The organism is Sorangium sp. So ce296 (assembly GCF_051529605.1).
GTDB classification, from domain to species: domain Bacteria; phylum Myxococcota_A; class Polyangia; order Polyangiales; family Polyangiaceae; genus Sorangium; species Sorangium cellulosum_D.
In genome coordinates this window covers 7,524,679-7,550,728 of sequence record NZ_CP150325.1, presented here as the reverse complement: position 1 = coordinate 7,550,728, position 26,050 = coordinate 7,524,679, and the positions used below count along the sequence as shown (strand labels likewise).

6 protein-coding genes and 1 pseudogene (1 of these 7 cut by a window edge) are annotated in these 26,050 nt (G+C 72.4%); 3 read left to right on the top strand and 4 right to left on the bottom strand.

Annotated elements, in window-relative coordinates:
• Positions 1–31: 31 nt before the first annotated feature.
• The 3 genes from fabD (at position 32) to WME98_RS27940 (ending at position 4,689) form a co-directional block, all read left to right on the top strand.
• Positions 32–2,857, top strand: coding sequence for an ACP S-malonyltransferase (fabD, locus tag WME98_RS27950; protein ID WP_437944758.1), 2,826 nt, complete (start codon positions 32–34; stop codon positions 2,855–2,857).
• Between the two features lie 225 nt (positions 2,858–3,082).
• Positions 3,083–3,445 carry a hypothetical protein gene (locus WME98_RS27945; RefSeq protein WP_061622471.1) on the top strand — a complete coding sequence of 121 codons (363 nt, stop codon included), beginning with the start codon at positions 3,083–3,085 and terminating at the stop codon, positions 3,443–3,445.
• Positions 3,433–4,689 (top strand): cytochrome P450, encoded by a 1,257-nt coding sequence (locus tag WME98_RS27940; protein WP_063823653.1) that lies wholly within the window; start codon positions 3,433–3,435, stop codon positions 4,687–4,689. Before WME98_RS27945 ends, WME98_RS27940 begins: the two co-directional genes overlap by 13 nt.
• 45 nt (positions 4,690–4,734) lie before the next feature.
• On the opposite strand, the gene WME98_RS27935 is transcribed toward WME98_RS27940, so the two are convergent.
• From WME98_RS27935 to WME98_RS27920, 4 genes and pseudogenes are all read right to left on the bottom strand, one after another.
• The gene (locus WME98_RS27935) at positions 4,735–6,120 is read right to left on the bottom strand and encodes a hypothetical protein (protein ID WP_063823654.1); all 1,386 of its coding nucleotides are present in this window, start codon (positions 6,118–6,120) and stop codon (positions 4,735–4,737) included.
• Positions 6,121–6,269: 149 nt separating this feature from the next.
• Entirely contained in the window at positions 6,270–7,400 is a 1,131-nt protein-coding gene (locus WME98_RS27930; protein WP_061622474.1) for a lipase family protein, read from the bottom strand.
• Positions 7,397–19,261 (bottom strand): SDR family NAD(P)-dependent oxidoreductase, encoded by an 11,865-nt coding sequence (locus WME98_RS27925; RefSeq protein ID WP_437944754.1) that lies wholly within the window; start codon positions 19,259–19,261, stop codon positions 7,397–7,399. The genes WME98_RS27930 and WME98_RS27925 overlap by 4 nt, the downstream gene beginning before the upstream one ends.
• Positions 19,258–26,050: pseudogene (locus WME98_RS27920) on the bottom strand (SDR family NAD(P)-dependent oxidoreductase); its annotated part runs 13,598 nt beyond the window's last position; the annotation flags it as partial. The pseudogene WME98_RS27920 and the gene WME98_RS27925, both read right to left, overlap by 4 nt.

The following is a 26,050-nucleotide window of genomic DNA, read 5'->3' as shown; positions in this document are numbered from 1 at the left end:
TCGGGCGGTCGCAGGTGACAGGATGAACGACGTGCACGAAGTGTCTGCATCCCGGAGCTCAAGCCTCTGGTTCCTCCGCCGACACGCGCGCCCGCAGGCGCGCCTCCGGCTCTTCTGCTTTCCCTACGCGGGCAAGGGCGCCTCGGTGTACCTCAGGTGGGCAGAGGAGCTGCCCGACAGCGTGGATGTGCACGCGGTGCAGCTGCCCGGGCGCGAGGGCCGCGTGAAGGAGAGGCCTGCCGAGCGGCTCGCGCCGCTCGTGCACGAGCTGGTCGAGGCCATCGCCCCCCTGCTCGACAGGCCGTTTGCGCTCTTCGGCCACAGCATGGGGACGGTGCTCGCCTTCGAGGTCGCCCGCGAGCTCCGCGCGCGCCACGGCAAGGAGCCCGCGCACCTGTTCGTGTCGGGCCGCGGGGCGCCGCACGTACCGCGCCGGACGCCGGATCTGCACAGGCTGCCGGACGCGCAGCTCGTGGCCGCCCTGCAGGGCACCTACGGGGGCATCCCCGATGTGGTGAGGGACGACGCCGGCCTCCTGCAGCTATTCCTGCCGACGCTGCGCGCGGATCTAACCATGCTCGAGACGTACGTCTTCCGGCCCGGCGAGACGCTCCGCTGCCCGATCAGCGCGTTCGGCGGCGATCGCGATCCGCACGCCAGCGTCGAGGATCTGCGCGCGTGGGCCGAGCTGACCGCAGCGCCGTTCCGGCTCCGGATGATGGAGGGAGATCACTTCTTCGTGAACGGCGGTGCGCGGACAGAGGTCCTGCGCTCGATCGCGGCGGACCTCGCCGCGCACCACAGCATCAACGGGAAGATGCCTGCTGGCATGAACGGGACGGGCGGGCGGCCGCCCGCGGCCGTGCAGCGACCGACGAGGATCGTCGTGTTCCCGGGGCAGGGGTCCCAGCGCAAGGGGATGGGGAGGGAGCTGTTCGACGCTTACCCGAAGCACGTGGCGGAGGCCGATGAGATCCTCGGCTACTCGCTGCGCGCGCTGTGCCTCGAGGACCCGCGCAGCGAGCTCAGCCTAACGCAGTACACGCAGCCTGCCCTGTTCGCGGTGAACGCGCTCGCCTACCTCGCGCGCCTCGACAAGGGCGGCGCGCCGCCCGACGCCGTGGCCGGACACAGCCTCGGCGAGTACAACGCGCTCTTCGCGGCCGGGGTGTTCGACTTCGCCACCGGGGTCCGCCTCGTGCAGCGGCGCGGCGAGCTGATGAGCCAGGCCAAGGAGGGGACCATGGCCGCGGTGCTCGGCCTGCCGCCCGAGCGGATCCGCGAGATGCTCGACCGCGCCGGCCTCGACGGGATCGACGTCGCGAACCTGAACAGCTCGCGCCAGACGGTGATCGGTGGGCCGAAAGCGGATCTCACGAAGGCGGGCGCGCTCTTCACCGAGGCGGGCGCGCGCTTCGTGGCGCTGAACGTGAGCGCGGCGTTTCACACCCGGTACATGCAGGCCGCGCAGCGGGTGTTCGGGGATTTCCTCGAGCGCTTCCGCTTCGCGCCGCCGCGGATCCCGGTCATCGCCAACTGCACGGCGCGCCCCTACCCCGACGACGAGCGCTCCATCCGCGCCCTTCTCGTGCGGCAGATCGCCAGCCCCGTGCGCTGGTACGAGACGGTCTCGCGCCTGCTCACCTGCCCGGAGGCCCAGTTCGAGGAGGTCGGCCCAGGCGAGGTGCTCGCCCGCATGATCGCCGAGATCCGCAAGGATCCGATGCAGGTCGAGCCCTTCGCGTTGCGCGCCGCCGCCGGGCCGGGCGAGGGTCCGCCGCCGGCCGGGCCGCTCGCGGCCCGCCCCGTCGCTCCGGCCCGCGAGGAGCCGCGGCCAGCGGCGCCTCGCGCCGCGGAGCAGCCGCCGCGCGCCGGCGCCCCTCCGGCGCCTCAACCCCGGCCGCCGCGCGATGGCCTCGTCTTCCTCTACACGGGCCAGGGCTCGCAGTACTTCGCGATGGGCGCCGAGCTCTACGAGAAGGAGGCGACGTTCCGTGCTGCCGTCGAGCAGTGCTCCGCGCTCGTCGCGCCGCTCCTCGGCGGCTCGCTCGTGGACATCCTGTACCGGGGCAGCGAGCCGTTCCGGCCCTTCGACCGGGTCCTCCACTCGAACCCAGCGCTGCTCGCCATCGGCTATGCGCTGACGCGCGCGCTCGAGGCGCGCGGCGTGCGCCCCGACGTCGTGCTCGGGTACGGGATCGGCGAGTACACGGCGGCGGTGGTCGCCGGCGCACTCAGCCTGGAGGACGGCCTCGCGCTGGCGATCGAGCAGGCGCGGCTCCTCGAGGAGCGCGCGCCGCCGGGCGCGACGCTCGCGGTCTTCGACAGCAGCGAGCTCGTCGAGCGCGACCCCTCGCTCTTCCGCGGATGCGAGCTCGCTGGCATCAGCTTCCAGAGGCACTTCGTCGTCAGCGGCCCCGCGCCCGAGATCAGCGAGGCGTCCAGGAAGCTGAAGGCGCTCGGCGTCGCCACGTTCCCGCTGCCGATCGGGTACGCCCTGCACTCGTCGTCGATGGACGGCATCGAGGCGCCGTTTCGCCGCTTCGCCGGCCGGCTCACGCTGAGGCCCCCGCGCGCCGCGATCTTCTCGACCGCGGCGGGCGGCTGGCTGGGCGCGGTGGATGTGGACAGCCTGTGGCGGGCGTGCCGGGCGCGGGCGGTGTTCCCGCGCGCCGTCGACGCGCTCGAGGCCCACGGCGTCCGCAGATACATCGACGCTGGCCCTTCGGGCACCCTGTCGAGCTTCATCAAGCACCACCTCGGCGACGAGCGGCGCGTCCTGACGCTGGCCACCCGGTTCGGCGCGCACCCGAGCTCCCTCGACAAGGTGGCCCGCGAGGTCGCTTCGAGGCCGTAGCGTCACCCCCGCCCGCCGGCGGAGCGCGCCCGCGACGCGGGGGCATCCGGGACGGTTGATTGCGTCAGATCGCTCGACTAAGGGAGAAATAGCCTTTTCACGTCCTGCGCCCGAGCCCTTCAGGCACAGCCACGCTCGGAATCGACATTCCTTCGGAACGGAGCTGAATCCATGTCGAAAGAGACCACGACCACATTTGACGACGCGGAGGTAACGAGAGTCCTCGTGGGCCTGTGGGAATGCCACAGGGAGATCAACCACGGGCTGCTCTGGAAGTACTTCTCGGAGTTCTACGGCAACGGCAGGTGCCGCAACTGGGGGACCGTCGAGAAAGACGGCGTCGCCACCCAGTTCGACAACAGCGGCACGTGGCGCTTCGTGGGAGGAAAGCTGTTTTACAACGTGGAGCAGTCGAGCATCAAGGACATCATCGGCAGGGAGCTCGTCGATCCGCTCCTGTCACTCCAGGAGGATGAGGTCATCTGGCAGAACACCCAGGGGGATCAGGTCGTGCTCCGACGCATCAAGAGCGGCAGCGCGACGGAAGGGTCGAGCAGTCCAAAGGAGAATGACCGATGTCCGCAATGAGCCCCCCTCCCGTCGGCGCCGCGGCCGCCGTCGAGTTCACGTTCGATCCCACAACGGCCGAGTTCGCTCGCGATCCGTTTCCCACCTACAGCTACCTGCGCACGCACGCGCCGGTGTACTCGTGGGAGGCCGGGCGCTCCTGGGTGGTGACCCGGCACGAGGACGTGGCGCTCGTGCTGCGCGACCGGCGGTTCAGCGTGAGCCCACGCCACTGGATCCACGCGGAGCGGACCCCGATGGAGGGCCCGATCGCGGAGTTCTACCGGCTCGTCGGCTCGGGACTCGCGGGCGCGCCGCCCGATGATCACGTCCGCCTGCGCAGGCTCGTCAATCCGGCATTCAACCCCCGGGCCATCGAGCGCATGCGAGAGAGGGTGCAGGGCATCGTCGACAGCATGCTGGACGCGGCGGTGCGCGAGGGCACGGTCGAGGTCCGCAACGATTTCGCGGAGATGCTCCCGATCCGCGTGCTGGGGAGCATCCTCGGCATCCCGGCCGACGAGGACGTCGAGTTCCGCGCGTTCGCCCTCGCCCTGATCAAGGCCCTCAACCCCTGGCGGGCGCGCGACGAGCTCGCCCAGTGCGTCGCGACCGTACTCGAGGGCAAGCGCCTGCTGGTGCGCCTCATCGAGCTGCGCCGGAGCAACCCCGCCGATGACCTGCTATCCGATCTCATCCGGGCGGAGGAGGCGGGAGATCGGCTGACCATCGACCAGCTCATGGGGATCATCATCGGGCTGCTCATCGCCGGCTCGGACACGACCGTGCACGGGCTCTGCTTCGCCGTGTTCGAGCTGCTCCGGCAGCCCGACGTGCTCCAGGCCGTCCTCGCGGATCGCGCGCTGCTCAAGGGGGCGATCGACGAGTCGCTCCGGCACAACCCCTTCATGAAATTCGGTACGCTGCCCCGCTACGCGCTCGAGGACGTCGAGATCCGCGGCGTGACGATCCCGAAGGGGCACCGCGTCCATCCGATCGTGAGCGCCGCGCTGCACGACCCGGAGGTCTACCCGGATCCCGAGGTGTTCGACATGCGCCGCGACAACACGGGCTCCCTCGTGTTCGGCGTCGGCCCGCATTATTGCCTGGGCGCCCCGCTCGCCCGCCTGGAGCTGAACGTGGCCGTGGGCGCGCTGCTCGATCGGTCCAAGAATCCCCGCCTCATCGACGTCGAGCCGGAGTTCCGTCCGAATCCGCAGATGCGCGACATGGTGTCGCTGCGCGTGGCCCTGAGCTCGGGCTGAGCGTTCCGCAGAGGGGCGCCGGCGCGCGCGGCCGGCGCCCGCGGATCATGCAGGCTGATGCGCGCGGAGCCGGTGGACGAGCACCCGGAGGAGCGGCCCCGGCCTGAGGACGTCATAGGACGGACGGACCATGTGGCCGACCTCCACCAGGAGGCGCGCGACCTCCGGCTGGCTCGCCGCGACCTCGAGCAGGAGATCGGCATATGCCCGGAGGGCTCGCTTCGGCGCGTCCCGCAGGGGGCTGCCCGGCCGCTTCAGGCCACGGGTTTGGGGCCATGCCCCGTCGGCGCCGGTCGCGCGCATCCACACGTCCTTGTTCAGCCGCGCCAGCCGCTTCTGGAACCGAGCCCCGAGCCCCTGGAGGTCGCCCTGCGGCCGGCGATCGCGCTGCCGGGTGAGCTCCTCGGCGAGCGCGAGCGCGCCCAGCGTGGCGTTGGTGATGCCTTGGCCATACAGCGGGTTCACGGCGCACACCGAGTCGCCGACGAGGACGAAGCTCTCGGGGAAGCGGCGCAGCTTCTCGTAGTGATAGAGCCGGTTCTCCGTGGATCCGCTGCGGTAGATGGGCCCCAGGGGCTCCGCGTTCATGAGGCTCTCATGGACCTTGGCGACCGGGAGCGAGCGCGCGAACTCGAGGAACCCCGCGTCGTCGGTCGGCGGGTGATCCTCGCCCATCGACGCGAGGCACACGAGCCACCGGTTGCCCTCGACGGTGAAGATGGCGCCGCTCCGCGGCTGATCGGGCGCGCGCGGGACGGTCGAGAGCAGCTTCCAATCGGGCTGAAAGCCGGGCTTCGGAGCGTACAACCGGCACGCGTACGTCAGCGCGCTGTCGATGACCGTCTCAGTGGGGGCGTCGAAGCCGAGCGCCGTCAGCCACGATCCGGCGCGGGACTGGCGGCCGCTCGCGTCCACGACCAGATCCGCCGTGAGGACCTGCTCCCCGCCATCGCTGGTCGAGCACCGCACGCCGGTGACCGTGCGCCCGTCAGGCCCCGCCGCGAGCCCCAGCACGTTCACCCCCTCGAGGAACGAGATGCCGGGCGACTCCTCGAGATAGCGATGGATGTGCCAGTCGATGAGCGGCCTCGTGCACCCGCGCACGATGAGGTCCGAGTCGAACCGCGCCATCGTCTTGCCCTTGTTGAAGACGGCGGCGCCGCGGCCGTAGTCGAAGGAGACCGCGCCCTCCTTCTCCAGATCCGCGGCGAGCCTGGGGAAGAGCCGCTCGAGCTCCCTCCGGCCGCGGATCAAGACGAAGTGGACGTGCCTGCTCTGGGGCACCCCCTTCCGGGGCTCCGGCCCCTCCGGGAACCGATCGCGCTCGACGATGGTGATCCGCTCGAAATGGTCCTTGATGGCGCGCGCCGTGACCATCCCGGCCATGCTGCCACCAATCACGATCGCGTGACGATATACCTGTCGCGTCATATCACTCCACAGAAAGGACCTGCCCGGCGCGCCGCAGCTCGCGGCACGGGCTGATGGATGGCGACCTCGCAAGACCGGCGCGTTCGACGGGGGAGTGGGGCATCGCAGCTTCCATGAAACGCTGTGGATCGCGAAGGCAGAGGCGACGCCTACGCCCCTGGGGTCCCTCCGCCGACCGGACGCCCGCGCAGGATGGCCATGGCGTCGATCGTCCCGCGCAGGCCGAGCAGCTCAAGATAACCTATCGTGTGTTGCCAGGCCATCTCGGCGAGGAAGCTGCGGCGCCCCTCCCGGACCGTGCCCCTGAGCGGCTCCGCGTCTCGGCAGATCTGCCGGTAGCTCACGCCGGCGCGCTCCATGCGGCGGAGGGCCCGCTGCGCCAGCCACCAGAAGAGCGACGGGGTCCGGATGCCGGGCTCGTAGAGGCGCTGGAGGCGCCCGAGATCCTCGGCCGCATAGGAGAGCGGCGTGACGTCGAGCGCGTTGACCAGCCTGTCGCAGCGCGCGCGGAGCCGCGCGTCCGAGTAGAGCGCGAAATCGAGGTTGCCGGCGGAGAGGCCGGCGATCGGGGTCGTCGAGACGACCGCCCTGCCTTCCGGATCCCAGCGCAGATCCTCGGCGATCCCGTCGCTCCCCTGCAGATCGGCGAGGCAGAGCGCCAGCGTCGAGGCCAGGGCGCCGCCGAGGCTGTGCCCGGTCGTGGCGATCGAGACCTGCCCGCGCGCCCCGGCGACGCGGCGCCGGAGGAACTCGAGGAGCGTGTCGCCCGCGCCCGGCGCCCCGCGCGCCGCGCGCAGGCGCAGGAGCGCCCTGAGCGCGCGGTCGACGCCCACCGAGATCTTCGGCTGGAGCTCGCGGCTCGGCTTCCCGTAAGGCCACGGGCGCTGCTGGTAGACGGCGCCCACCTCGAAGAGCATCGTGATCAGGGAGACGGGGTTCGTCCCGCGGACCACGACGGTGACCCGGTGCTCGTCGCCGGGGTCCTCGACCGCGAAGAGCATGTGATCGAAGGGGAGCAAGCCCACGGCCAGCGAGTCGACCGCCGGCCCCCAGACGAGCCTCCAGCGATCTCGGACCGGCGGGAGCTCGCCGAGCAGGCGCAGCAGTTCCGCGTGGAGCCGGCTGGCCTGGAATCCAGCGCTCCCCAGCATGCCGGTATAGGCGATGTACGAGAGCGTCACCATCTCCTGGCGGGTGCGCAGGAGCGCCTCACGGGGCGCCTCGTCCGCGAGGCGATCGAGCGGCTCGGGGCCGCCGGGGGAGAGGGGCTGCGCGCTCACGACAGCTCCGCCGCGGGCGCGGCGACGCGGACCTCGTGCTCCGAGAGCGCCGCCTTGAGCGGCCCCAGGATGATCTCGAGCGCGCGCTCACCCGTCATGTCCGCGTGCTTCACCGGACACGCGATGACCCGGAGCCTGGAGCGGACGATATCCTCCCAGGGACGGACGTAGTCATACCCGCCGATGTAGTCGTCGGCGCCCTCCTGCGATCGGAAATACAGCACGTCCGAGGCGTCATACGGGGACGGGCGGTAGGTGGCGTACGACTCCGCTGCATACTCGCTCACCTCGGTCGCTCCCTGGAGATAGGCGAAGATGTCGTCGCGCGACATGCGCGTGCGCCCGCGCTCGGCCACGAGCGAGGCGAGGTGAGCGAGGTGCAACCGCGGCGGTACGCCGTCGAGATCCTCACGCTGGATGACCTGGCTCCACTCTCCATGACCGGTGAGGTAGTTCGCCAGGACGAGCTTGATCTCGAAGTTGTGCTTCGGGTCGCGCATGATCCGGTAGATCGGCTCGGTGGGCGGGTAGGCGTCGAGCAGGACGAGCTTCCCGACGCGCAGGCCGCGGCGCGCGAGGATCTGCGCCATCTCGAGCGCCACCAGGCCGCCATAGGAGTACCCGCCGAGCACGTACGGCCCGCGGGGATGGATCGCCTTCACCTGATCCGCGTAGTACGCCGCCATCTCCTCGAGCCGCGCGAAGGGCATTCGCTTGCCGTCGTTGCCTCGCGCCCGGAAGGAATAGACGGGGTAGTCAGGCCCGAGCGCCGACGCGAGGCTGATGAACGACTCGACGAAGCCGTAGGAGCCCGGGACCCAGAACGACGGCGGCCTCGTGCCCTTCGCGTTGAACACGGCGACCTCCGGCGCCAGCGCCGGCCGGGCGTTCTGGGGCGGCCGCGCGGGCGCCTCGGCCGCCGCGCGGTGCGCGGGCAGCCGCTCCTCGAGGTGCTGCGCGATCGACCGCAGCGTCGGGTGCTCCAGGAAGGCCGTGGGATCGAGGGTGAGCCCGAACTCCTGGCCCAGCCGCCCGAGGAACGTCGCGAGGTTGATGGAGTCCATGCCGAACTTCGCGAGCGGCTCGTCCTCGAGGAGCAGGTCCGGGCCGATCCCGAGCTGCTCCGACGCGATCCGCCGGAGCTGCTGCAGGAGGCCCTCCCGGGTCGCCGCGGGCGGGCCGCCATGGGCCGCCGCGGGCGGGCCGGCATCGGCGGCCGTGGGCGCCGGCTCCCCGGCAGCGCTTTGCTCGTTCCGGTCCGCCTCGGCCGGCTGGCTCGCGCCGTGGGCGCCGTTTTCGCGGCCGCCTCGCCCGCCCACGTCGTCCTCCAGCGCCGCCTCCGTCGGCTCGGCCGCGGGGAGCGCCCCGGCCGAGGTCGCTCGCGGCGGCGCCGCGTCGATCAGGCTGGAGCCGTCCTCGTCTAGCCAGCAGCGGATGCGGGCAAACGGGTAGGTCGGCAGCGAGACGCGGCGCGGCGGCGTCGGGTGGAGCTGCGCGAGCTCCACGGCGGCGCCCTGCGTCCAGGCGAGCGCCAGCGACTCGAGCCGACGCGCGTCCGGCTGCGCCTCGTCGAGCGCGTCGCGCGGAGCCGTCGCGCGCGCGTGAGCGGATCCGGTCGCGGCGCCGCAGAAGTACTCGCTCCCGCCGCCGTCGCCCCGGAGGAACTGGCGGAGCCGGCGGAAGAGCGCCTGCTTGTTCGGTACGACCGTCGCGAAGCGCCACTCCATCGGCTCGCGACCGACCTGGAAGGTGTACGCGATCTCCTCGAGCGTCGCCTCGTCGTCCTCGCCGAGGAACGCGAGCAGGAGCTCCGCGTACGCCTTGAGCCGGTCCTCGGACTTCGCCGAGAGGACGACGAGCTGCGGGGTGTCCGCGGCGGAGGCTGCCGGCCGGCGCTCGACGCGGTGCTCCTCGAGCACCAGGTGGGCGTTGGCGCCGCCCATCCCGAAGGAGCTCACGCCCGCGACCCTCGGCAGCGCGCGGCCTGCGGCGTCGCGCGGGGCCTCCCACGGGCGCGCCCTGTCGAGGATGTAGAACGGCGTCCCGTCGAGCTTGATGAACGGATTCAGCTCCTCGAAGTGCAGGGTCGCCGGGAGGAAGCGGTGCTTGAGCGCGAGGAGCACCTTGAATATCGACGCGATGCCCGCCGCCGGCTCGAGGTGCCCGACGTTGCTCTTGACCGACGCGAGCCCGATGTGCGGCGCGTCGGCGCGCTTGCCCCTGGACCGGTACAGCCGGTCGAACGCCTTCCTGAGCCCGTCGACCTCGATGGGATCGCCGATGGCCGTCCCGGTGCCGTGGGCCTCGATGTACCCGACGGCCGCTGGATCGGTGCCCGCGGCCTCGTGGACCTGGGCGACGAGATCGGCCTGCGCGAGCGGGTTCGGCGCGGTGAGCGAGCGCGCGCGCCCGCCGTGGTTCTCTCCGCTCGCGCGGATGACGGCGTAGATGGGGTTGCCGTCCGCGAGCGCCCGGGAGAGCGGCTTCAGCAGGAGCGCGCCCACGCCCTCCCCGCGCACCATGCCCGTGGCGCCCTTATCGAACGCGCGGCAGCGGTGATCCCGGCTCAGCACGCCTGCCTTCGCGAAGAACAGGCTCTGCATCGGGCTCAGCATGACGTTCACGCCGCCGGCGATCGCCATCTCGCACCCGTCGTCCTGGATCGCCTTGATCGCCCGATGGACCGCGATGGTCGCGCTCGAGCAGCCGGTGTCCACCGGCTGGCTCGGGCCGCTCAGGTCGAAGAAGTACGAGATCCTGTTCGGGAGCATGCAGAGGGAATTGCCGATGGGCGCGTGCGCCTCCATCTCCCGGAGGCGCTCCTTCACGATCTGCGCGTAGTCGGCGTTCATCACGCCGATGAAGACGGCGGTGCGCGTCCCCGCGAGGTCGGACGGCCTGTGCCCCGCGTCCTCGATGGCCTTCCACGTGTGCTCCAGCAGCAGCCGGTGCTGCGGATCCATGAGGGCGGCCTCTCGGGGCGAGATCCCGAAGAACAGCGGATCGAACTGGTCCACCGAGGGCATGAAGCCGCCCCACCGCGACGCCTCACCGTGGTCCTGCCAGCGCCAGCGGGACGCTGGCGCCTCGGTGATGAGCGCGCGCCCGGCGCGGAGGTTCTCCCAGAAGGCCTGGAGGTCCTCGGAGCTCGGCATCGCGCCGCTGATGCCCACGATCGCGACCGGCTCGGCGCGAAGCGCCGCAGCGGACAGGGCGACCGGCTCGACGCGCGGCGCCGCAGCGAACACGGCGACCGGCTCGGCGTCCGGCAAAGGCGCAGCGACCGGCGTGGCGCGCGGCAAAGGCGCAGCGACCGGCGTAGCGCGCGGCGAGGGCGGCGGCGCGGCGACTGCGATGGGAGCTTGCGGGCGCTCGCCCGGGCGCTTCTCGACGGGTCTCGCCTCGGCGCGCGCCGGAGGCTCGGGGCCCGCGGTGGGCCGAGCGGCGAGGGCGGCGGGGAAGGTGTCGAGGAGGTGCCTCGCCAGCGCGCCGAACGTCCGATGCTCGAAGAACGCCGTCGGCATCAGCTCGACGCCGTACCGCCGGTTGATGGAGTTGGTGAACTCGATGAGGCTGATCGACTCGAACCCGTACTCGTTGAGCTCCGTCTCGATGTCCATCTCCGACGGGTCCTGCTTGAGGAGCTGCGCCGCCACGTCGAGGAGCTCACGGCCGAGCGCGGCCATCCGGCTGTCGGCGTCCGGAGCCGGCGCGCCCGCGGCATCCGCTGCCCGCGCGCCCGCGGCGCCCGGCGCCGGTGAGGCAGCGGCCCTGGAGATCGCCGCGCGCGCCGCGCCGGCCCCCGGCGCGTGGAGCTGCCTGTCGCTCACGTACCGCGCGATCCTCTCGCGATCTCCGGAGAACACGACCACCTGCGCCCACGGGGCCGAGAGCGCCCACGCGAACGCCTCGGTCCCTGCGCCGGCGGCGAGGGGCTCGAGGCCGATGGTGCGGCGCAGCCACTCGGTGACGCTCGCGTCGAAGGCGCCCACCTCCCAGGGAGACCACCCGATGGACCGCGTCCTGCCAGCGCGCTGCCCCTTCTTCCGGGCCTCCTCCCGGAGCGCTGCGAAGCGATCCAGGAAGCCGTTCGCGAAGGCATAGTCGGCCTGTGCGGGGCCTCCGAGCTCCGCCGCCGTGGACGAGAACGTCACGAAGAAGTCGAGCGGCTCGTCGCGCGTCGCCGCGTCGAGGTGCAGCGCCCCGAGCACCTTGGCGGCGACGACCTCCTCGATCGCGCTCCGCGGGCGCTCGGCCACGTACCCCTCGGTGAGGACGCCGGCCGCGTGGATGACGCCGTGGATGTCGCCGAACCGCGCCCGCGCCTGCTCGACCGCCGCCACGACGTCGTCGCGACGAGCGAGGTCGGCTTGCACGTAGATCGCCTCGGCGCCGAGCGCCCGGAGCGACTCGATCTGCCGCTGATGGCGCTCCGCCGGGGCCGATCTGCCGACGAGGACGAGCCTCGCGCCGGCGCTCTCGGCAAGGTGGCGCGCGAAGATCCGGCCGAGCGCGCCGGCCCCCCCCGCGAGGAGGACCACGCCCCCGCGCCGGAGGGCGCCCTGCCCCTCGAGGAGATCCCCGCGCGGGTCGCTGGCGCAGAGGCTCCGGACCCACCGCGCGCCGCCCTCGATCCGGACGACGGCATCGCCGCGGCTCTCCGGGGCGAGCTCGGCGCAGACGATCTCGGCGAGCTCCGACGGCGAGGGCGAGCCCACGATCGTCAGCGCCTTGGCCATGCGCCCGGGGCCCTCGAGGTTGGCCGAGACGACCCAGCTCGCGAGGGCGTCAGCCTCGGGTCGCGGCCCGGCGTCCAGCGCGCGGTGGACGTGGAGGAGATGGACCGGCTGGCCCTTCTGCGCGGCGAGCGCCTGGCTCAGCGCAGAGAGGGTGTACAGGCCCGACTCGAGGCCGGCCCGGAGCCCGCCCTCGTCCAGATCGGGGCGGTCTTCGCCCCACGCGCACACGACGCTCCGTGGCAGGAGGCCGCGCGCCGCGAGCGCGTCGACGAGCTGGCGGAAGCTCCCGGCGTCTCCCGGCGCGACGGTGAAGGTGCTCTCGCCCGTCCGCGCGAACGTGGACCCGGGATGGACGAGCACGACCGGCGCCTGCGGGCCGCCTCCGCCGTCGATGCGCCGCTGGAGCGCGCCGTGGAGGGCGCCGTCCACGTCGAGGAGCAGGACGGGCCCCGGCACCTCGCGACGGTCCGCGGGAGCGGGCAGCGGCGAGGGCACCCACGCCGGCGTGCAGTAGAGGATCCCCGCGTCCGTGGCGGCGCGCGCGCGCCGCTCCTTGCCGAGCTCTCGATCGACCACGCGGAAGGCGGCCCCCGCGAGCTTCGCCAGGGGCGTGCCCTCTTCGCCGACGATCTCGATGTCCAGCTTGATGAGGGAGGTCTCCTCCAGCGTCCCCCCCTGGACGAGCCGCGCGTGCGCGTACGCGCGGCGCGGGAACGGCCGGAAGATCTCGACCGCGTCGATGGAGAACGGGAAGAAGAGCCAGCGGAGCCCGGTCCCGGCGTCCCCGCCGAAGCTCACCACGAGCTGCACCGCGCCGTCGAGGAGCGCGGGGTGCAGGAAGAACCCGTCGGACTCCGCCTCGAGGTGAGCAGGCAGCGCGAGCTCGGCGAGCGCCTCCCGGTCGCCGCTCCGCAGCCCGACGATGGAGCGGAGGCTCGGGCCGATCCGCACCGCGGCCCTGTCCGCGCCCTGCTCGGGGTAGCACTCCTGGGCGGACCGGTGGCGCGGGCAGCGGCGCTCGATGGCGCGGAGGTCGACGGAGGGCTGCGCGACCGCCGGCGCCTGCAGGCCGACCTCGAGCCGCCCCTGGGCGTGGATCTCCGTGGTCCCGCCGTGCGACGAGCGCACCTCGAAGGTCGCCCCGGGCCCATCCGGGCGGAGGACGACCTCGATCTGGCGCGGAGCACCGTCGAGGGCGATCGGCTTGACCCAGACCACCTGGCGGAGCCGCCGGACGGGCTTGCCCTCCAGGAGCTCGCCCGCGGCCCGGGCCATCTCGAGGAGGGTGACGCCCGGCAGCACGGGTCGGCCGTCGATGAGGTGATCGCGGAGATAGAACTCGTCCCCGCGGAGCTCCACACGGAAGCTGTGGGCGCCGGGGGCGGCAGGGACACGCTCGAACGGGAAAGGCAGCGGCCTCGCCCCCCGCTCCGCGCTCGCGCCAGCGGGCGGGAGCGGAGCATCGACCGTCGTGATCCAGTACCGCTTCCGCTCGAAGGGGTACGTGGGGAGCGGGATGCGCCGCGGCGTCGCGCCCGCGTAGAGCAGGCTCCAGTCGACCGGCCCCCCCTCGACCCACAGGCGAGCAAGCTTGGAGACCCGCCGGTTCTCGAGCGCTTCGCGCAGGGAGGCCATCCCCTCTTCGCCCTCGAGGAGCGACCCCGAGCGCGGTCCGTTCTTGATGACCTGGCCCGAGACCCACTCCACGTCGCCGTGGCGCCCGGCGAGGAAGCCCTCGAGGCCCCGCTCCAGCTCGTCGAGGCTGCTCACGACGATCGCGAGGCGTGCGCTCATCGGCTGGCGTCCGACCTGGAGGGTGTACGCGACGTCCTCGACGGCGATGGCGTCGCGGCGGCGGCGCACGTGGCCGAGGAGCGCCTCCGCATAGGCGTGGAGGGCGCGGTCGCTCTTGGCCGAGAGCACCGCGACCGTCGGGAGCGGCGCGCGCGCCGCCGGGCGCAGGTCGGCTGGGGCCTCCTCGACGATGACGTGGGCGTTCACGCCGCCCGCGCCGAACGAGCTCAAGCCCGCCCGCCGCGGCGCCCCGTCGGCCGGGCGCCACGCGGCGAGGCGCCGCGCGACGTAGAACGGCGTGGTGTCGAGCTGGAGATCCTCGTTCAGGCGGTCCGCGTGGAGGGACGGGGCGATCTGGCGGCGCTCGAGCTGGAGCAGCAGCTTGGTGAGCCCCGCGATCCCCGCGGCGGCTTCCAGGTGACCGATGTTGCTTTTCACCGTGCCGAGGGCGCAGAAGCCCCGCTCGGTGGTGTGCTTGAGGAACACGTTGGTCAGCCCGCGCACCTCGATCGGATCCCCGAGGGCCGTGCCCGTTCCGTGGGCCTCGACGTAACTGATGGTGCCGGCGTCGACCGCGGCGTCCCGGAGCGCCTCCTTGATGAGCTGCGTGTGCGCGTTCGGGTTCGGGACCGAGTAGCTGTTCGTCTTGCCGCCGTGGTTGACGGCGCTGCCCTTGATCACGCCGTAGATGTGGTCGCCGTCGCGGATGGCCGCGTCGAGCGGCTTGAGGAGCACGGCGCCGACGCCCTCGCCCGGGACGAACCCGTCGGCGTCCGCGCCGAAGGCGTGGCATCGCCCCGTGGGCGAGAGCATGTGCACCTGGCACATGTTCACGTACTTCGAGGGGTGGAGGTACAGGTTAACCCCGCCGACGAGCGCCATGCGGCACTCCCCGCGCCGCAAGCTCTGGACCGCGAAGTGCAGCGCCACGAGCGACGACGAGCACGCCGTGTCCACCGGCACGCTCGGACCGGTGAGGTCGAGCAGGTACGAGACGCGGTTGGCGATCGACCACGGCGCCGAGACGGGCGTCACGAGGTTGCCCTTCTGCCACTCCTCCGGGCCGTAGAGCAGGTACGTGTTCGTCGTGACCCCCACGAACACGCCGACAGGTGCCCCCCTGTCGTCCGTCGACAGGGCGCGGAGCCGCTCGCGGGTATACCCGGCGTCCTCGAACGTGGCCCACGCGGTCTCGAGGAAGAGCCGCTCCTGCGGATCCATGACCTCGGCCTCGCGCGGCGACACGCCGAAGAACTTCGCGTCGAAGCGGTCGACGCCGTCGAGGAAGCCGCCCCACTTGCAGTAGATCGCGCCCTCGCGGCTCCGCTCGGGATCGGGGTCGTAGCGCGGGATGTAACGCCACCGGCCGGCGGGGATCTCCGTCACGGAGTCCTTCCCCTCGGCCAGGTTGTTCCAGAAGGTGTCGAGATCGTCCGCCCCTGGGTACCGGCCGTGCACGCCGATGACGGCGATGTCGCCGGCGTCGACGAGCGGCGCCCTGGCGGGCTGCTCGCCGCCCCGGTCGGGCCGACCCGCGCTCCCTGCGCGGGGCTCGCCCGCCGGCGCGCGCTCGGCGGTCGGTCCCGCCAGCGCGGCGTCGCGCGGCGGCGCCGCCTCCCCGGGCGGGGCTTCGGCTTGCTTCCCCAGCGCGCGACGCAGGGCTTCCGCGTGATGGCGAGCGAGGTAGTCCGAGAGGCTCCGCAGGTTGTCGTGCTCGAAGAGGAGGGTCCTCGGCAATGCGCCGACGAGCTCGTCGAGCCGGAGGTTGAACTCCTTGATCGTCACGGAGTCGACGCCGTAGTCGGTGAAGCTCACCTCCGGGTCGATCTCCTCCGGACCGAGCTGGGTCGCCTTGGCCATCACGTGCCGGAGGAGCCGCTCCACCTCGTCGCGGAGCGACGCGACGTCGGCGCTGTCGCCCGCGCCTCGGCGCTCGGCCGGCGCGCTCTCCGGAGGCGCGGGCGACTGCTCCGCCAGGGTGGCCTCCAGCCTCGTCGCGTCGCCGTAGAGGACCACGTGCCGCGCGGGCCCCTCGCGCAGCGCCGCCTCGTCGAGCGCCCGGAGCCCGGCAGCGCTCGGCATCGGCATCAGGCCGGCATGGAGTCGGAGGGCCTCGACGTCGCCGGCGGCGAGGCGCATTCCCCCGTCCTGCCAGTAGGGCCAGTTGAGCGAGCTCGTCCGCCCTCGCCGCTCGCCTCGCGCGCGCTGCGCCTCGCGCTCGACGGCGAAGGCGTCGAGGAAGGCGTTCGCGTACGCGTAGTCCGCTTGCCCCGGGTTGGCGAGCACGGCCGCGAGCGACGAGAACAACACGAAGAGGTCGAGATCGGCGTCGGCGGTCGCTCGGTCGAGGTGGAGGGTGCCGAGGACCTTCGGGCCGAGGACGGCGTCGATGTCGCTCCTGCGCTTGTTCCGGACCAGCGCGTCCCGATGGACACCGGCGGCGTGGAAGATGCCGTGGATGCGCCCGAAGCGGTCGCGGGCCTGGTCGATCAGCCGCTCGACGTCCGCTCGGCGGGCGAGCTCCGCCTGGACGTAGAGCGCTTCGCCGCCTTGCTCGCGGATGCGCGCGAGCAGGGCGTCCGTCTTCTCGCTCGATCCGGAGCGCCCGGCGAGGACGAGGCGCGCCCCCACGGTGCGGGCGAGGTGCTCGGCAACGATGGCGCCGATGCCGCCGGCGCCGCCGGTGACGACGTAGACGCCGCCGCGGCGGAGGAGCGATGCCCCCCTCTCGGGCCGCTGGAGCTCGGCCGGCGGCTCGAGGAGGAAGCGGCGCTGGAGCCGCCGATCGCCATCATAGCGAACCGCCGTGCCGCCGGGCTCCGTCGCCGTGAGCTCCGCGAGGAGGATATCGATGTGCGCCGCGGGGGCTCGCTCCGCCTCGAGCGCGACGGTCTTCAGCTTCAAGGTCGGCGCCTCTGCCTCGAGCGTCCGGGCGAAGCCGGTGAGGGCAGCGAGCACCGGGTCAGGCGCTCCGCGCAGGAGCGGGACGGGGCAGACGATCGGCAGCGGCCTTCGCGGCGGGGCCTTGGCGAGCGCGCGGCCGAGCGCGAAGAGCGAGCGAGGACCGGCGTCGAGGCGCTCCTCGATCCCGACCTCGCCCTCGTCGCCACCGCCGGCGGAGGAGAGGAAGAGGATCGCGCCCACCGGCCTCGACACAACGCGCACGGCGGCGACCAGCCTCTCGAAATCCTCCTCGTGCCCGGGCCGCACCGTGAAGCGGTCGCTCCCCACCTCGCCGAAGGCCGCCCCGGGCTCGACGAGGACGACGCGGCGCCCAGGTCCCGCCACGCGGCTCTGGAGCGCGCTCCACAGCGCCTCGTCGCGCCCGAAGAGGAGCAGATCGCCTTCCGGAAGGTCCGTTCCCGCCGAGGACGTCGGCGCGGGGAGCGACGCCGGCACCCAGTCGTCCCGGAGGAGCCGGAGCTCGCCTGCGTTCCCCTCGGACGAGGCCGCGACAGGCGACGAGCTCGGCGCAGCCTGCGCAGCCGCGGTCGGCGCGGCCGCGGTCGGCGCGGTGGAGGCCGACCAAGGCAGCCAGTAGTGCTCGCGCGCGAAGGGGTAGGTCGGGAGCGGGACGCGCGCTCCTCCTTTCGGGTGGAGGTGGCGCCAGTCGGGGAGGTAGCCCCGAAGGTACAGATCCCCGAGCATCATGAGGGCACCCCGGTGCCCGTCCGCGCCGAGGCCGCCGCCGTGGAGGTGCCGAGCGATGCGATCCTCCACGGCCTTCAGGCCCGCGCTGGAGGCCCGGTTGAGCGACGGCGCAGCGGCTCCGGAGCCGGCGCGCTCGAGCTGGCCGACGAGGTCGTCGACGCTGTCGGCGACCAGGGCCAGGCGCCGTGAAAAGTGCGCGCGACCCCGGTGCAGGGTGTAGGCGACGTCGGCCATGGAGTGGCGACCGCTGTCCTCGAGGAGCCAGCGCCTCAGATCGTCGACGCGGCAGCGCAGCGCCTCTTCGGTCTTCGCCGAGAGCAGGACGAGGTGGGGCCCCGCGTGCGAGCGCGCCCTCTGGCGAGCGACGGCGGGCGGCTCTTCCACGACCACGTGCGCGTTGGTGCCGCTGAATCCGAAGGAGCTCACGGCGGCGCGGCGGGGGGAGCCGCCCTGAGGCCACGCGCGGAGCGCGGTGTTCACGAAGAAGGGGCTGTCTTCGAAGTTGATGAGGTGATTCTCGCGCGAGAACCCCGCGGCCGGCGGGAGCTGCCCGTGCTCGAAGCAGAGCAGCACCTTGAGGATGCCCGCCAGCCCGGCGGCCGAGAGCGGGTGGCCGATGTTGGCCTTGAGCGAGCCGATCGGGCAGTACCGGCGCTTCCGCGTGAACTGCCCGAACGCGTCGGTCAGCGCGTGGATCTCGATGGGATCGCCGAGGGCCGTGCCCGTTCCGTGCGCCTCGACATAACCGATGGTCTCGGGATCGATCCCGGCTCGGCGGTAGATGTCCGTGACGAGCGCAGTCTGGGAGGCGCCGTTGGGCGCGCTGATACCGCTGCTCCTGCCGTCCTGGTTGATGCCCGAGCCCTTGATGACGCCCCGGATGGGATCTCCGTCGGCGATCGCGGCCGCGAGGGGCTTGAGCAACACGGCGCAGACGCCCTCGCCGAGCACGACGCCGTTGGCGCGGTCGTCGAACGGCCGGCACTCGGGGCTCGGCGCGAGCGCGCCCGCGCTGCTGAGCGCCTGGTAGATACCGGGGCTGGTCATCAGCTCGACGCCGCCCACGAGGGCCATGTCGCAGGTGCCGCCGAGGAGGCTCTCGCACGCGAGGTGGAGGGCGACCATCGACGACGAGCAGGCGGTGTTGATCGGGAGGCTCGGGCCGCGCAAGTTGAGGAAATACGAGAGCCGCGCGGGGAGCATCGAGATGTCGTTGCCGCTCATGGCGTGGCCCTCGACCCGATCGCCGAGGCCCTGCAGGCGGATGAGGTAATCGGCGATCTTGCAGCCGACGAAGACGCCGCAGCGCGCGCCGTCGAGATCGCGGTCGGAGTAGCCGGCGTCCTCGAAGGCCTTCCAGCTCTCCTCGAGGAAGAGGCGCTGCTGCGGGTCCATGTAGACCGCGTCGCGCGGCGTGACGCGGAAGAACCGGGGGTCGAAGACGTCGGCGTCGTCGATGAACCCGCCCCACTTGCTGACGCTCTTTCCGCGCGCCTTCGGGTCCGGGTCGTAGAGCGCCTCGGCGTCCCAGCGCGACGCCGGGACCTCGCCGATGGAGACGCGCCCCTCGACCAGGTTGGCCCAGAACTCACGCAGGTTGCGCGCGCCCGGGAAGCGGCCAGACATCCCGATGATGGCTATTTCCCGGGACTGCATCGGCTCGAATCGCTCGCTCATCGCTGGCTGGTCTCCTCCTGAGCGTTGCTCTTGGACAGCTCTAGCAGCTGGCCCAGCTCGACGGATTCACCGCTCCCGATGCGCCTCAGGAGGTCTCGCAGCTCATCGTCGCCCGCGGCGCCAGCGACTGGCGGCGGGGCGGGCTCCTCCCGGGCGGGGGCGTTCGGCGGCGGTGCGGCCGCATCGTTCGACGGCTCCTCGGCGTTCGTCAGGAGGTGATCGAGGAGCATGCGCGGCGTGGTGAGATTGAAGAGATCGGTCGTCTTCAGACGCACCGTGAGCCCCTTGTTGATCTGGTTGATGATGTCGACTGCCATGATGGAGTCCACGCCCATCTCGAGGAACGGCTGATCGAGATCCAGCCTGTCGCGGCCGATCTGCAGGACGCCGGTGAGGCTGTCGATCACGAGTCGCTCGAGCTCGGCCGCCTTCTCGCCCGCACCCCGACCCGACCGGCCATCGCGCGGAGGCGTCGCGGCCGGCGAGGGCGCGGCCGGCAGCGGCGCCGCTTGCGGCGGGACGGCTCGCGTCTCGGGGGCGGCGGCCTGCCGCGCAGCCAGGTCGCTGCGCTCGGCGACGAGCACCGCCTGATACCAGGCGTCGACCGACCCGTCTCCCTCGCCGAAGGCGCCGCCCACGGTGAAGCCCTCTTCCCCGAGGAGCTTGAACCATCCGCTGACTGGCGAGAGCGGCGAGTGCTCGATGCGCTCGGCGGGGTCGGTGTAGAGCCACCACCCGTCGAGGCAGCCGAAGATCATGGTGAGCAGATCCAGGTTCCGCGTCACCTCGTAGAGGACCAGCCAGCCGCCCGGCTTGAGGAGCGACTTCGCGTGCCGGACCGTCTCGCGGAGGCTCCGCGTGGCATGCAGGACGTTGGCCGCGATCACCAGGTCGTAGGTGCCGACCGCGAAGCCCTGCTCGGCCACGTCGCGCTCGATGTCCAGGACGCGCGCCTCGAAGAACGGGTACGCGGCCCTGAACCGCCGCTGCCCGAGCGCGACGAAGGAGCGTGAGAGATCGGTGAAGGTATAGGTGATGCGGTCGGCCAAGGGCTCGATGGCCTTGAGGACAGGCACCGTCGTGCTCGCGGTGCCTCCACCGATCTCGAGGATCGCGACCCGCTCGCCGGGCGAGGCCTGCGGGAGCCGAGACTCGATATAGGCCCGGCAGATCGTCGCGGCGAGGTCGTTGAAATACGCGGCGGTCGTGTTGTTGCCGTAGATGTTCGCGAGGTTGGACGGGTCCGAGAACAGCACGTCGGTGGCCGGGACCTCGCCGCGGAGGATCTCCGGCAGACGCTGCGCGCAGAGGCTCACCACCTTGAGCTGCGACTTCACCTCCGGATAGCGCTCCAGCAGGCGCTCGCGCCCCTCGTCGAGCCGCTCGAGCGCTCCGCTCGCGACGATGCGATCGATTTCCTGGGTGGAGACGACCTCCCCCGCAGCCCGCGTCACGAACCCGGCCTTCTCGAGGATGGTCAGCAGCGCGTCGAACTGGCGCTGACGCGCGGGCACGATGCGCAGGTCCGCCGCGAGCCGGGCGGGCTCGTAACGCTCCCCGCGCCGGAGGAAGCAGCGCATGCGGTGGAAGGCGTCGAGGAGCAGGAGGCGCACGAAGTCCCCGAGATCGTCGGAGGCGTTCCTGAGCCTCTGGACCAGCGCGGCGTCGGGCGGCGTGACGATCTCGGGCAGCCTCGTGAGGAGCGACCGCTGCTCGGACGGCCGCTGCTCGGACGGCCGCTGCTCGGACGGCCGCTGCTCGGACGGCCGCTGCTCGGTCGGCCGCTGCTCGAACGGACCCGCGACCACGCCGACCTGCTCTCTTCCGAGCTCGTCGAGCGCCATGCACAGGACCTGACCTGCGCGGAGATCGAGGATGCGGCGGAGCCCCTCAATCCCGTCCTCCGGAGCGAAGAAGTTGACCCCCTGCCCCTCGAGTCGCGACCGGCCCGTCGGGTCGACCTCGTTGACGTCCCACACACCCCAGTTCACGAGCACGACGGGGAACGGCGCGCGGCCGATGAGGGAGCACGCGTAGGCGTCCTCGAAGGTGCTGGCGGCGGCGTAGTGGATGCGCCCCTCGGTGCAGGCAAAGGAGAGGGCGGAGGAGAAGAAGGCCATGAAATCGAGCGGCTCGTCGCGAAGGCTCTCGTAGAACGCGACGCTCCCCGCGATCTTGGGCGCGAGCACCGCGCGCAGGCTCTGCTCGCCGAGCTCCTTCAGCGTCTCGCGCGACAGCACCAGGCCGGAGTGGAACGCGCCGACGATCCGGCCGAAGCGCGCCCGAGCCGCGTCGACGGCGTCGCGCATGCTGTCGAGATCGGAAGCGTCGGCACGTACGTAGAGCGCTTCGCCCCCCTCGGCCTCGATCTCCGCGAGGAGCCGGCGCCGCGCCTCGTCGAGCGGGCTGCGGCCCACGATGACGAGGCGCGCCTTGTGACGGCGTGCGAGGTCGCGGCAGAGCTCCCGCCCGACGCCGCCGGCTCCGCCCAGGATCAGGTAGACGCCCCGGTCGCGGAACACCGGCCGCGCCGGCTTCGGCGTCGCGATGGGGAACAGCCGCCGTACCCAGCGGCGGCCGCCGCGGATCGCGACCTGCTCGCCGGTGAGGATCGGCGGCTCCCGCCGGAGCGGAAGGAGCCGCGCCGCGAGCTCCTCCACAGAGCGGGGGTCCGTGAGATCCGTCAGGTCGAGATCGATCGAGGTCACCCTCGCCGTCGGGAACTCCTGGGAGAGGGTCATGGCGAAGCCGTGGAGCCCGGCGAAGTGCGGCCTCACCTCGCTCGCGGCGTTGACGCGGTAGACGTTGGCCGTGGCGATCTTGATCTCGATCGGCGTGCGCCCGAGCGCGCCGCGCGCGATCAGGGCGCGCGTCAGGCGGTAGAGCGCGATGACGCCCAGCTCCGTGGAGCGGTTCACGGCGCGCAGATCCAGCGGCAGGGGCTCGTTGCCGGCGCGCAGTCCGGCGAGGAAGTACACGGTGTGGAAGGCGCTGATGCCCCGGTCCGCGAGCGACGCGAGCAGGTTGGACCAGCCCGCCGGATCCGACGAGTCGACCTCGGACGGCCCGTCGTGCCGGTGGCCGTTGGGGGCGCTCAGCGTGACGGTGATGGTGCGTCGGCCGGGATGCCAGGCCTCGATGACGCGCGCCGCCGCCGAGAAGCCCGGCGGGACGACGACGAGCACCGCGCCGTCGCGATCCTGCGGCAGGGCGGGCCGGTAGAGCGGCCGGGTCGGGCGCGGACCAGGGGACGTGTGGTCGAGCGATGCTGGCAGCCAGCGCGGCTCGTAGCAGAGCTCGTCCACGCTGTAGCCGGGCGCGCGTCGGGTGCGGGCGGGCGGGGCTTCGGCCGCGGCGATGGCCGCGCCGCCGACCCAGTGGCGCTCGCGCTCGAAGGGATAGAGGGGCAGCGCGACCTTCGCGGGCGCAGGATCTCTGTAGAGATGCCGCCACGCGACCTCGCCGCCCGCGATCCACCGGCGCGCGAGCTCCCTCGCGCGCTCGGGCGTGAGCTCCTCGAACCCGCCGGGCACGGCGGCCGCGGGCGCGCCGCCGTTGGCGGCGGCGTCCTCGCCCCGGCTCAGGCGGGCCGAGAAGAGGGACGGGTCGTCCACTCTGCCGTCGACATAGGCCGAGAGGCGCGCGATGAGCTCGTCGACGGTGGAGGCGACGATGGCGAGCCGCGCCGGCATCGGCGTCCGGCCGAGCTGCAGCGTGTAAGCGATCTCGTCGAGGCCGGGCAGCTCCGCGGTGCCTCGGCGCGCCGCGAGGAAGGCGCGCAGCTGGTCGGCGCAGGCGCGGAGCCGCTCCTCGGTGCGCGCCGACAGGACGACGATCTGCCACGCCTCGGGCCTGCGGACCGGCTTCGGAGCGACGTGCTCCTCGACGACGAGGTGGCAGTTCGTGCCGCTGAACCCGAAAGAGCTGATCGCGGCGCGCCTCGGCCCGCCGGTCGGCTGCTCCCATGCCCTGAGCCGGTCGCTGACGTAGAGCGGGCTCTCCTCGAAGTGGATGTGTCGGTTCGCCCGCTCGAAGTGCAGCGACTGCGGGATCTGGCGGTGGCGCATCGCGAGCAGCGTCTTGATGAGGCTCACAACACCCGCGGCCCCCGAGGTGTGGCCGATGCTGCTCTTGACCGATCCGATCGCGCAGAACCGCCGGCGATCGGTGTGCTTGCGGAAAGCAGCGTTCAGGGCCGCGATCTCGATCGGATCGCCGAGGGGGGTGCCCGTCCCGTGCGCCTCGACGAGGGAGATGCTGGCGGGATCGATCCCGGCCTTGCGCCACACGTCGAGGAGCAGCGCCTCCTGGGAGGCGGCGCTCGGCGCGGTGATGCCGTTCGTGCGCCCGTCCTGGTTCATCCCGGAGGCGCGGATGATCCCGTCGATCCGGTCGCCGTCGCGGAGCGCGTCCTCGAGCCGCTTGAGGACGACGGCGCCCACCGCCTCGCCGGGGACGATCCCGTCGGCGCGGTCGTCGAACGCGCGGCACTGCCCGCGGGGCGAGAGCATGCCCGCGCGGCTCATCATGATGTAAGGCCGCACCGTCAGGTAGAGCGTGACCCCGCCGGCGATCATGAGGTCCGCCTCGCCGGCGAGGAGGTCCTGGCAGGCCTTGTGGACGGCCACCAGCGAGGAGGAGCACGCGGTGTCGAGGCTCACCGCCCCGCCCTTGAGGTCGAGGAAGTAGGCGATGCGCGCGGCCAGGATGGAGGTTGCGTTCCCGGTCATCGCGTGCGCGCGATACTGCTCGTCGCCGCCCGCGTCCCGGAGGATGTCCTGGTAGTCGCCGCCGAGCACCCCGATGTAGACGCCGCAGCGCGAGCCGCGGGCCTGCCGCGCGACCCCGGCGTCCTCGAGCGCGGCCCAGCACGCCTCGAGCATCAGCCGCTGCTGGGGATCCGTCAGCCGGGCTTCGGCCGGCGCGATCCCGAAGAAGCCCGCGTCGAACCGATCGACGTCCGACAGGAAGCCTCCCCACTTGCTGAGGGTCTTGACCGACTCGCTCGATGCGCTTTCGTCGTAGTAGCGCTTCGCGTCCCACCGGTCGCTCGGGACCTCCCGGACCGCATCGACGCCGTTGCGCAGGTTCTCCCAGAACGAGAAGACGTCGCTCGCGCCAGGGAAGCGCCCCGCCATGCCGATGACCGCGATGCACCCCGCAGGGTGCTCCGCGGCGCGCTGCGGGCGCGATTGCGGAGCGGCCCACGCGGGCTCGGCCCACGGCAGCGGAGCGGGCGGCGCGAGGTCGGCCCACGGCAGCGGAGCGGACGGCGCGGGATCGGATCCGCGCTGCGCGAGCAGCGGCTCCGGGGCTGCCGCGCCCTGTCGGCCAGCGGCAGCCGGCCGTTGCTCGGCGTAAATCTTGGCGATGTAGCGGGAGAGATCTCGCACGCTGGAATGATCGTAGAGGGCGTGGACCTCGAGCGTGAGGCCGAGCTCGCGGTTGATGCTCTCGAGGACCTGAAGGCCCTGGAGCGAATCGACGCCGAAATCGGCGAAGCGCGCGTCGAGGTCGAGCTCGTGCGGCTGCATGCGCAGCACGCGGCGCACGATCTCCGCGACCCGGGCAGCGACGTCAGCGACCGGCGGCGCCGAGACCGGCGACGCCGAAGCCTGCGGCGCCGAGGCCGCCCGCGCCGGCCGCGCGAGCCCCCGGATCGCCTCGGAGTAGCTGCGGGAGCTCACGAACGCGTCGAGGTTGGCCTCGGCGACCGCGGCCTCGCGCTCGTCGGGGCGGGCCTTCCGGAGCGTCAGGGCCACGTAGCGGAACAGGCCCAGGCTGAGCGCCTTGCCGAAGCGCAGCCACCCGCGGTGCATCGGGGCGACATCTTCGAGCGCGGGGTGCGCCCGGTGCAGCTGCAAAAGGTTCGCCTCGAAATCGGGATCGTCCAGGAAGTTCGCCACCTCGCGGCTCGCGTCCACGCAGGACTCCACGCGCAGCCCGGCGCGCGCGAGGCAGCGGGCGAGCTCCGCCTCGGTCGAGGTGAAATGACCGAGCTCGGGCTTGTGCACGGGCGCCGCCGTCCTCGCCACGACGTCGGCGAGCAGGACCCGGCCCGAGTCGCTCAGGTGCTGGGCGATGTTGGAGAACAGACCGTCTTTGTCCTGGATGTGGACCCCGACCTCGAACCCGATGACGAGGTCGTAGCGGCCCGGGAACGGCGTCCGGGAGCTGTCTGCCTCGTGCACGCGCACGCGGTCGGACAGCCCCGCGGCGTCGATGCGCTGGCGCGCGACCTGGACCTGCCGGGAGCTGATGTTGAACCCTTCGGCGCGGAGGTCCGGGTAGGCCCGCGCCAGCGTCATGATGTCGGTCCCGAGCCCGCATCCGATGTCGAGGGCGCGCGTCACACGCTTCATGTCGACGCCGCCGAAGAGCATCTGTTTGAGCTCCCGCTGCTTCTCGATGGCGAGTCGGTAGTGCTCGGCGTGGCGCTCCGGATCCGCGAAGGTCAGCAGCCACGAGAATCCATCAACGCGCTCGATGAACGGTGCCAGGATCAAGTGATCGTCCTCCAGGGCGCTGCCGCTCGGCGTATCGAGCGCTGACAGCACATGGTTGTAGTAGCCAGCGGCCGCGTTCTTGTTGCCGGCGACCCCCGCCGACGGCGCCTCCGCGGCCCTCGCCGACGGCGCCTCCACGGCCCTCGCCGACGGCATTTCCACGGCCCTCGCCGACGGCGTCTCCGCGGCCTCGTCGCCGGCATCGTGCGGCCAGCAGCGGCGTCGCTCGAACGGGTAGGTCGGGAGCCGGAGCCGCCGCGCCGGCGACCCGTCGGCCAGACGG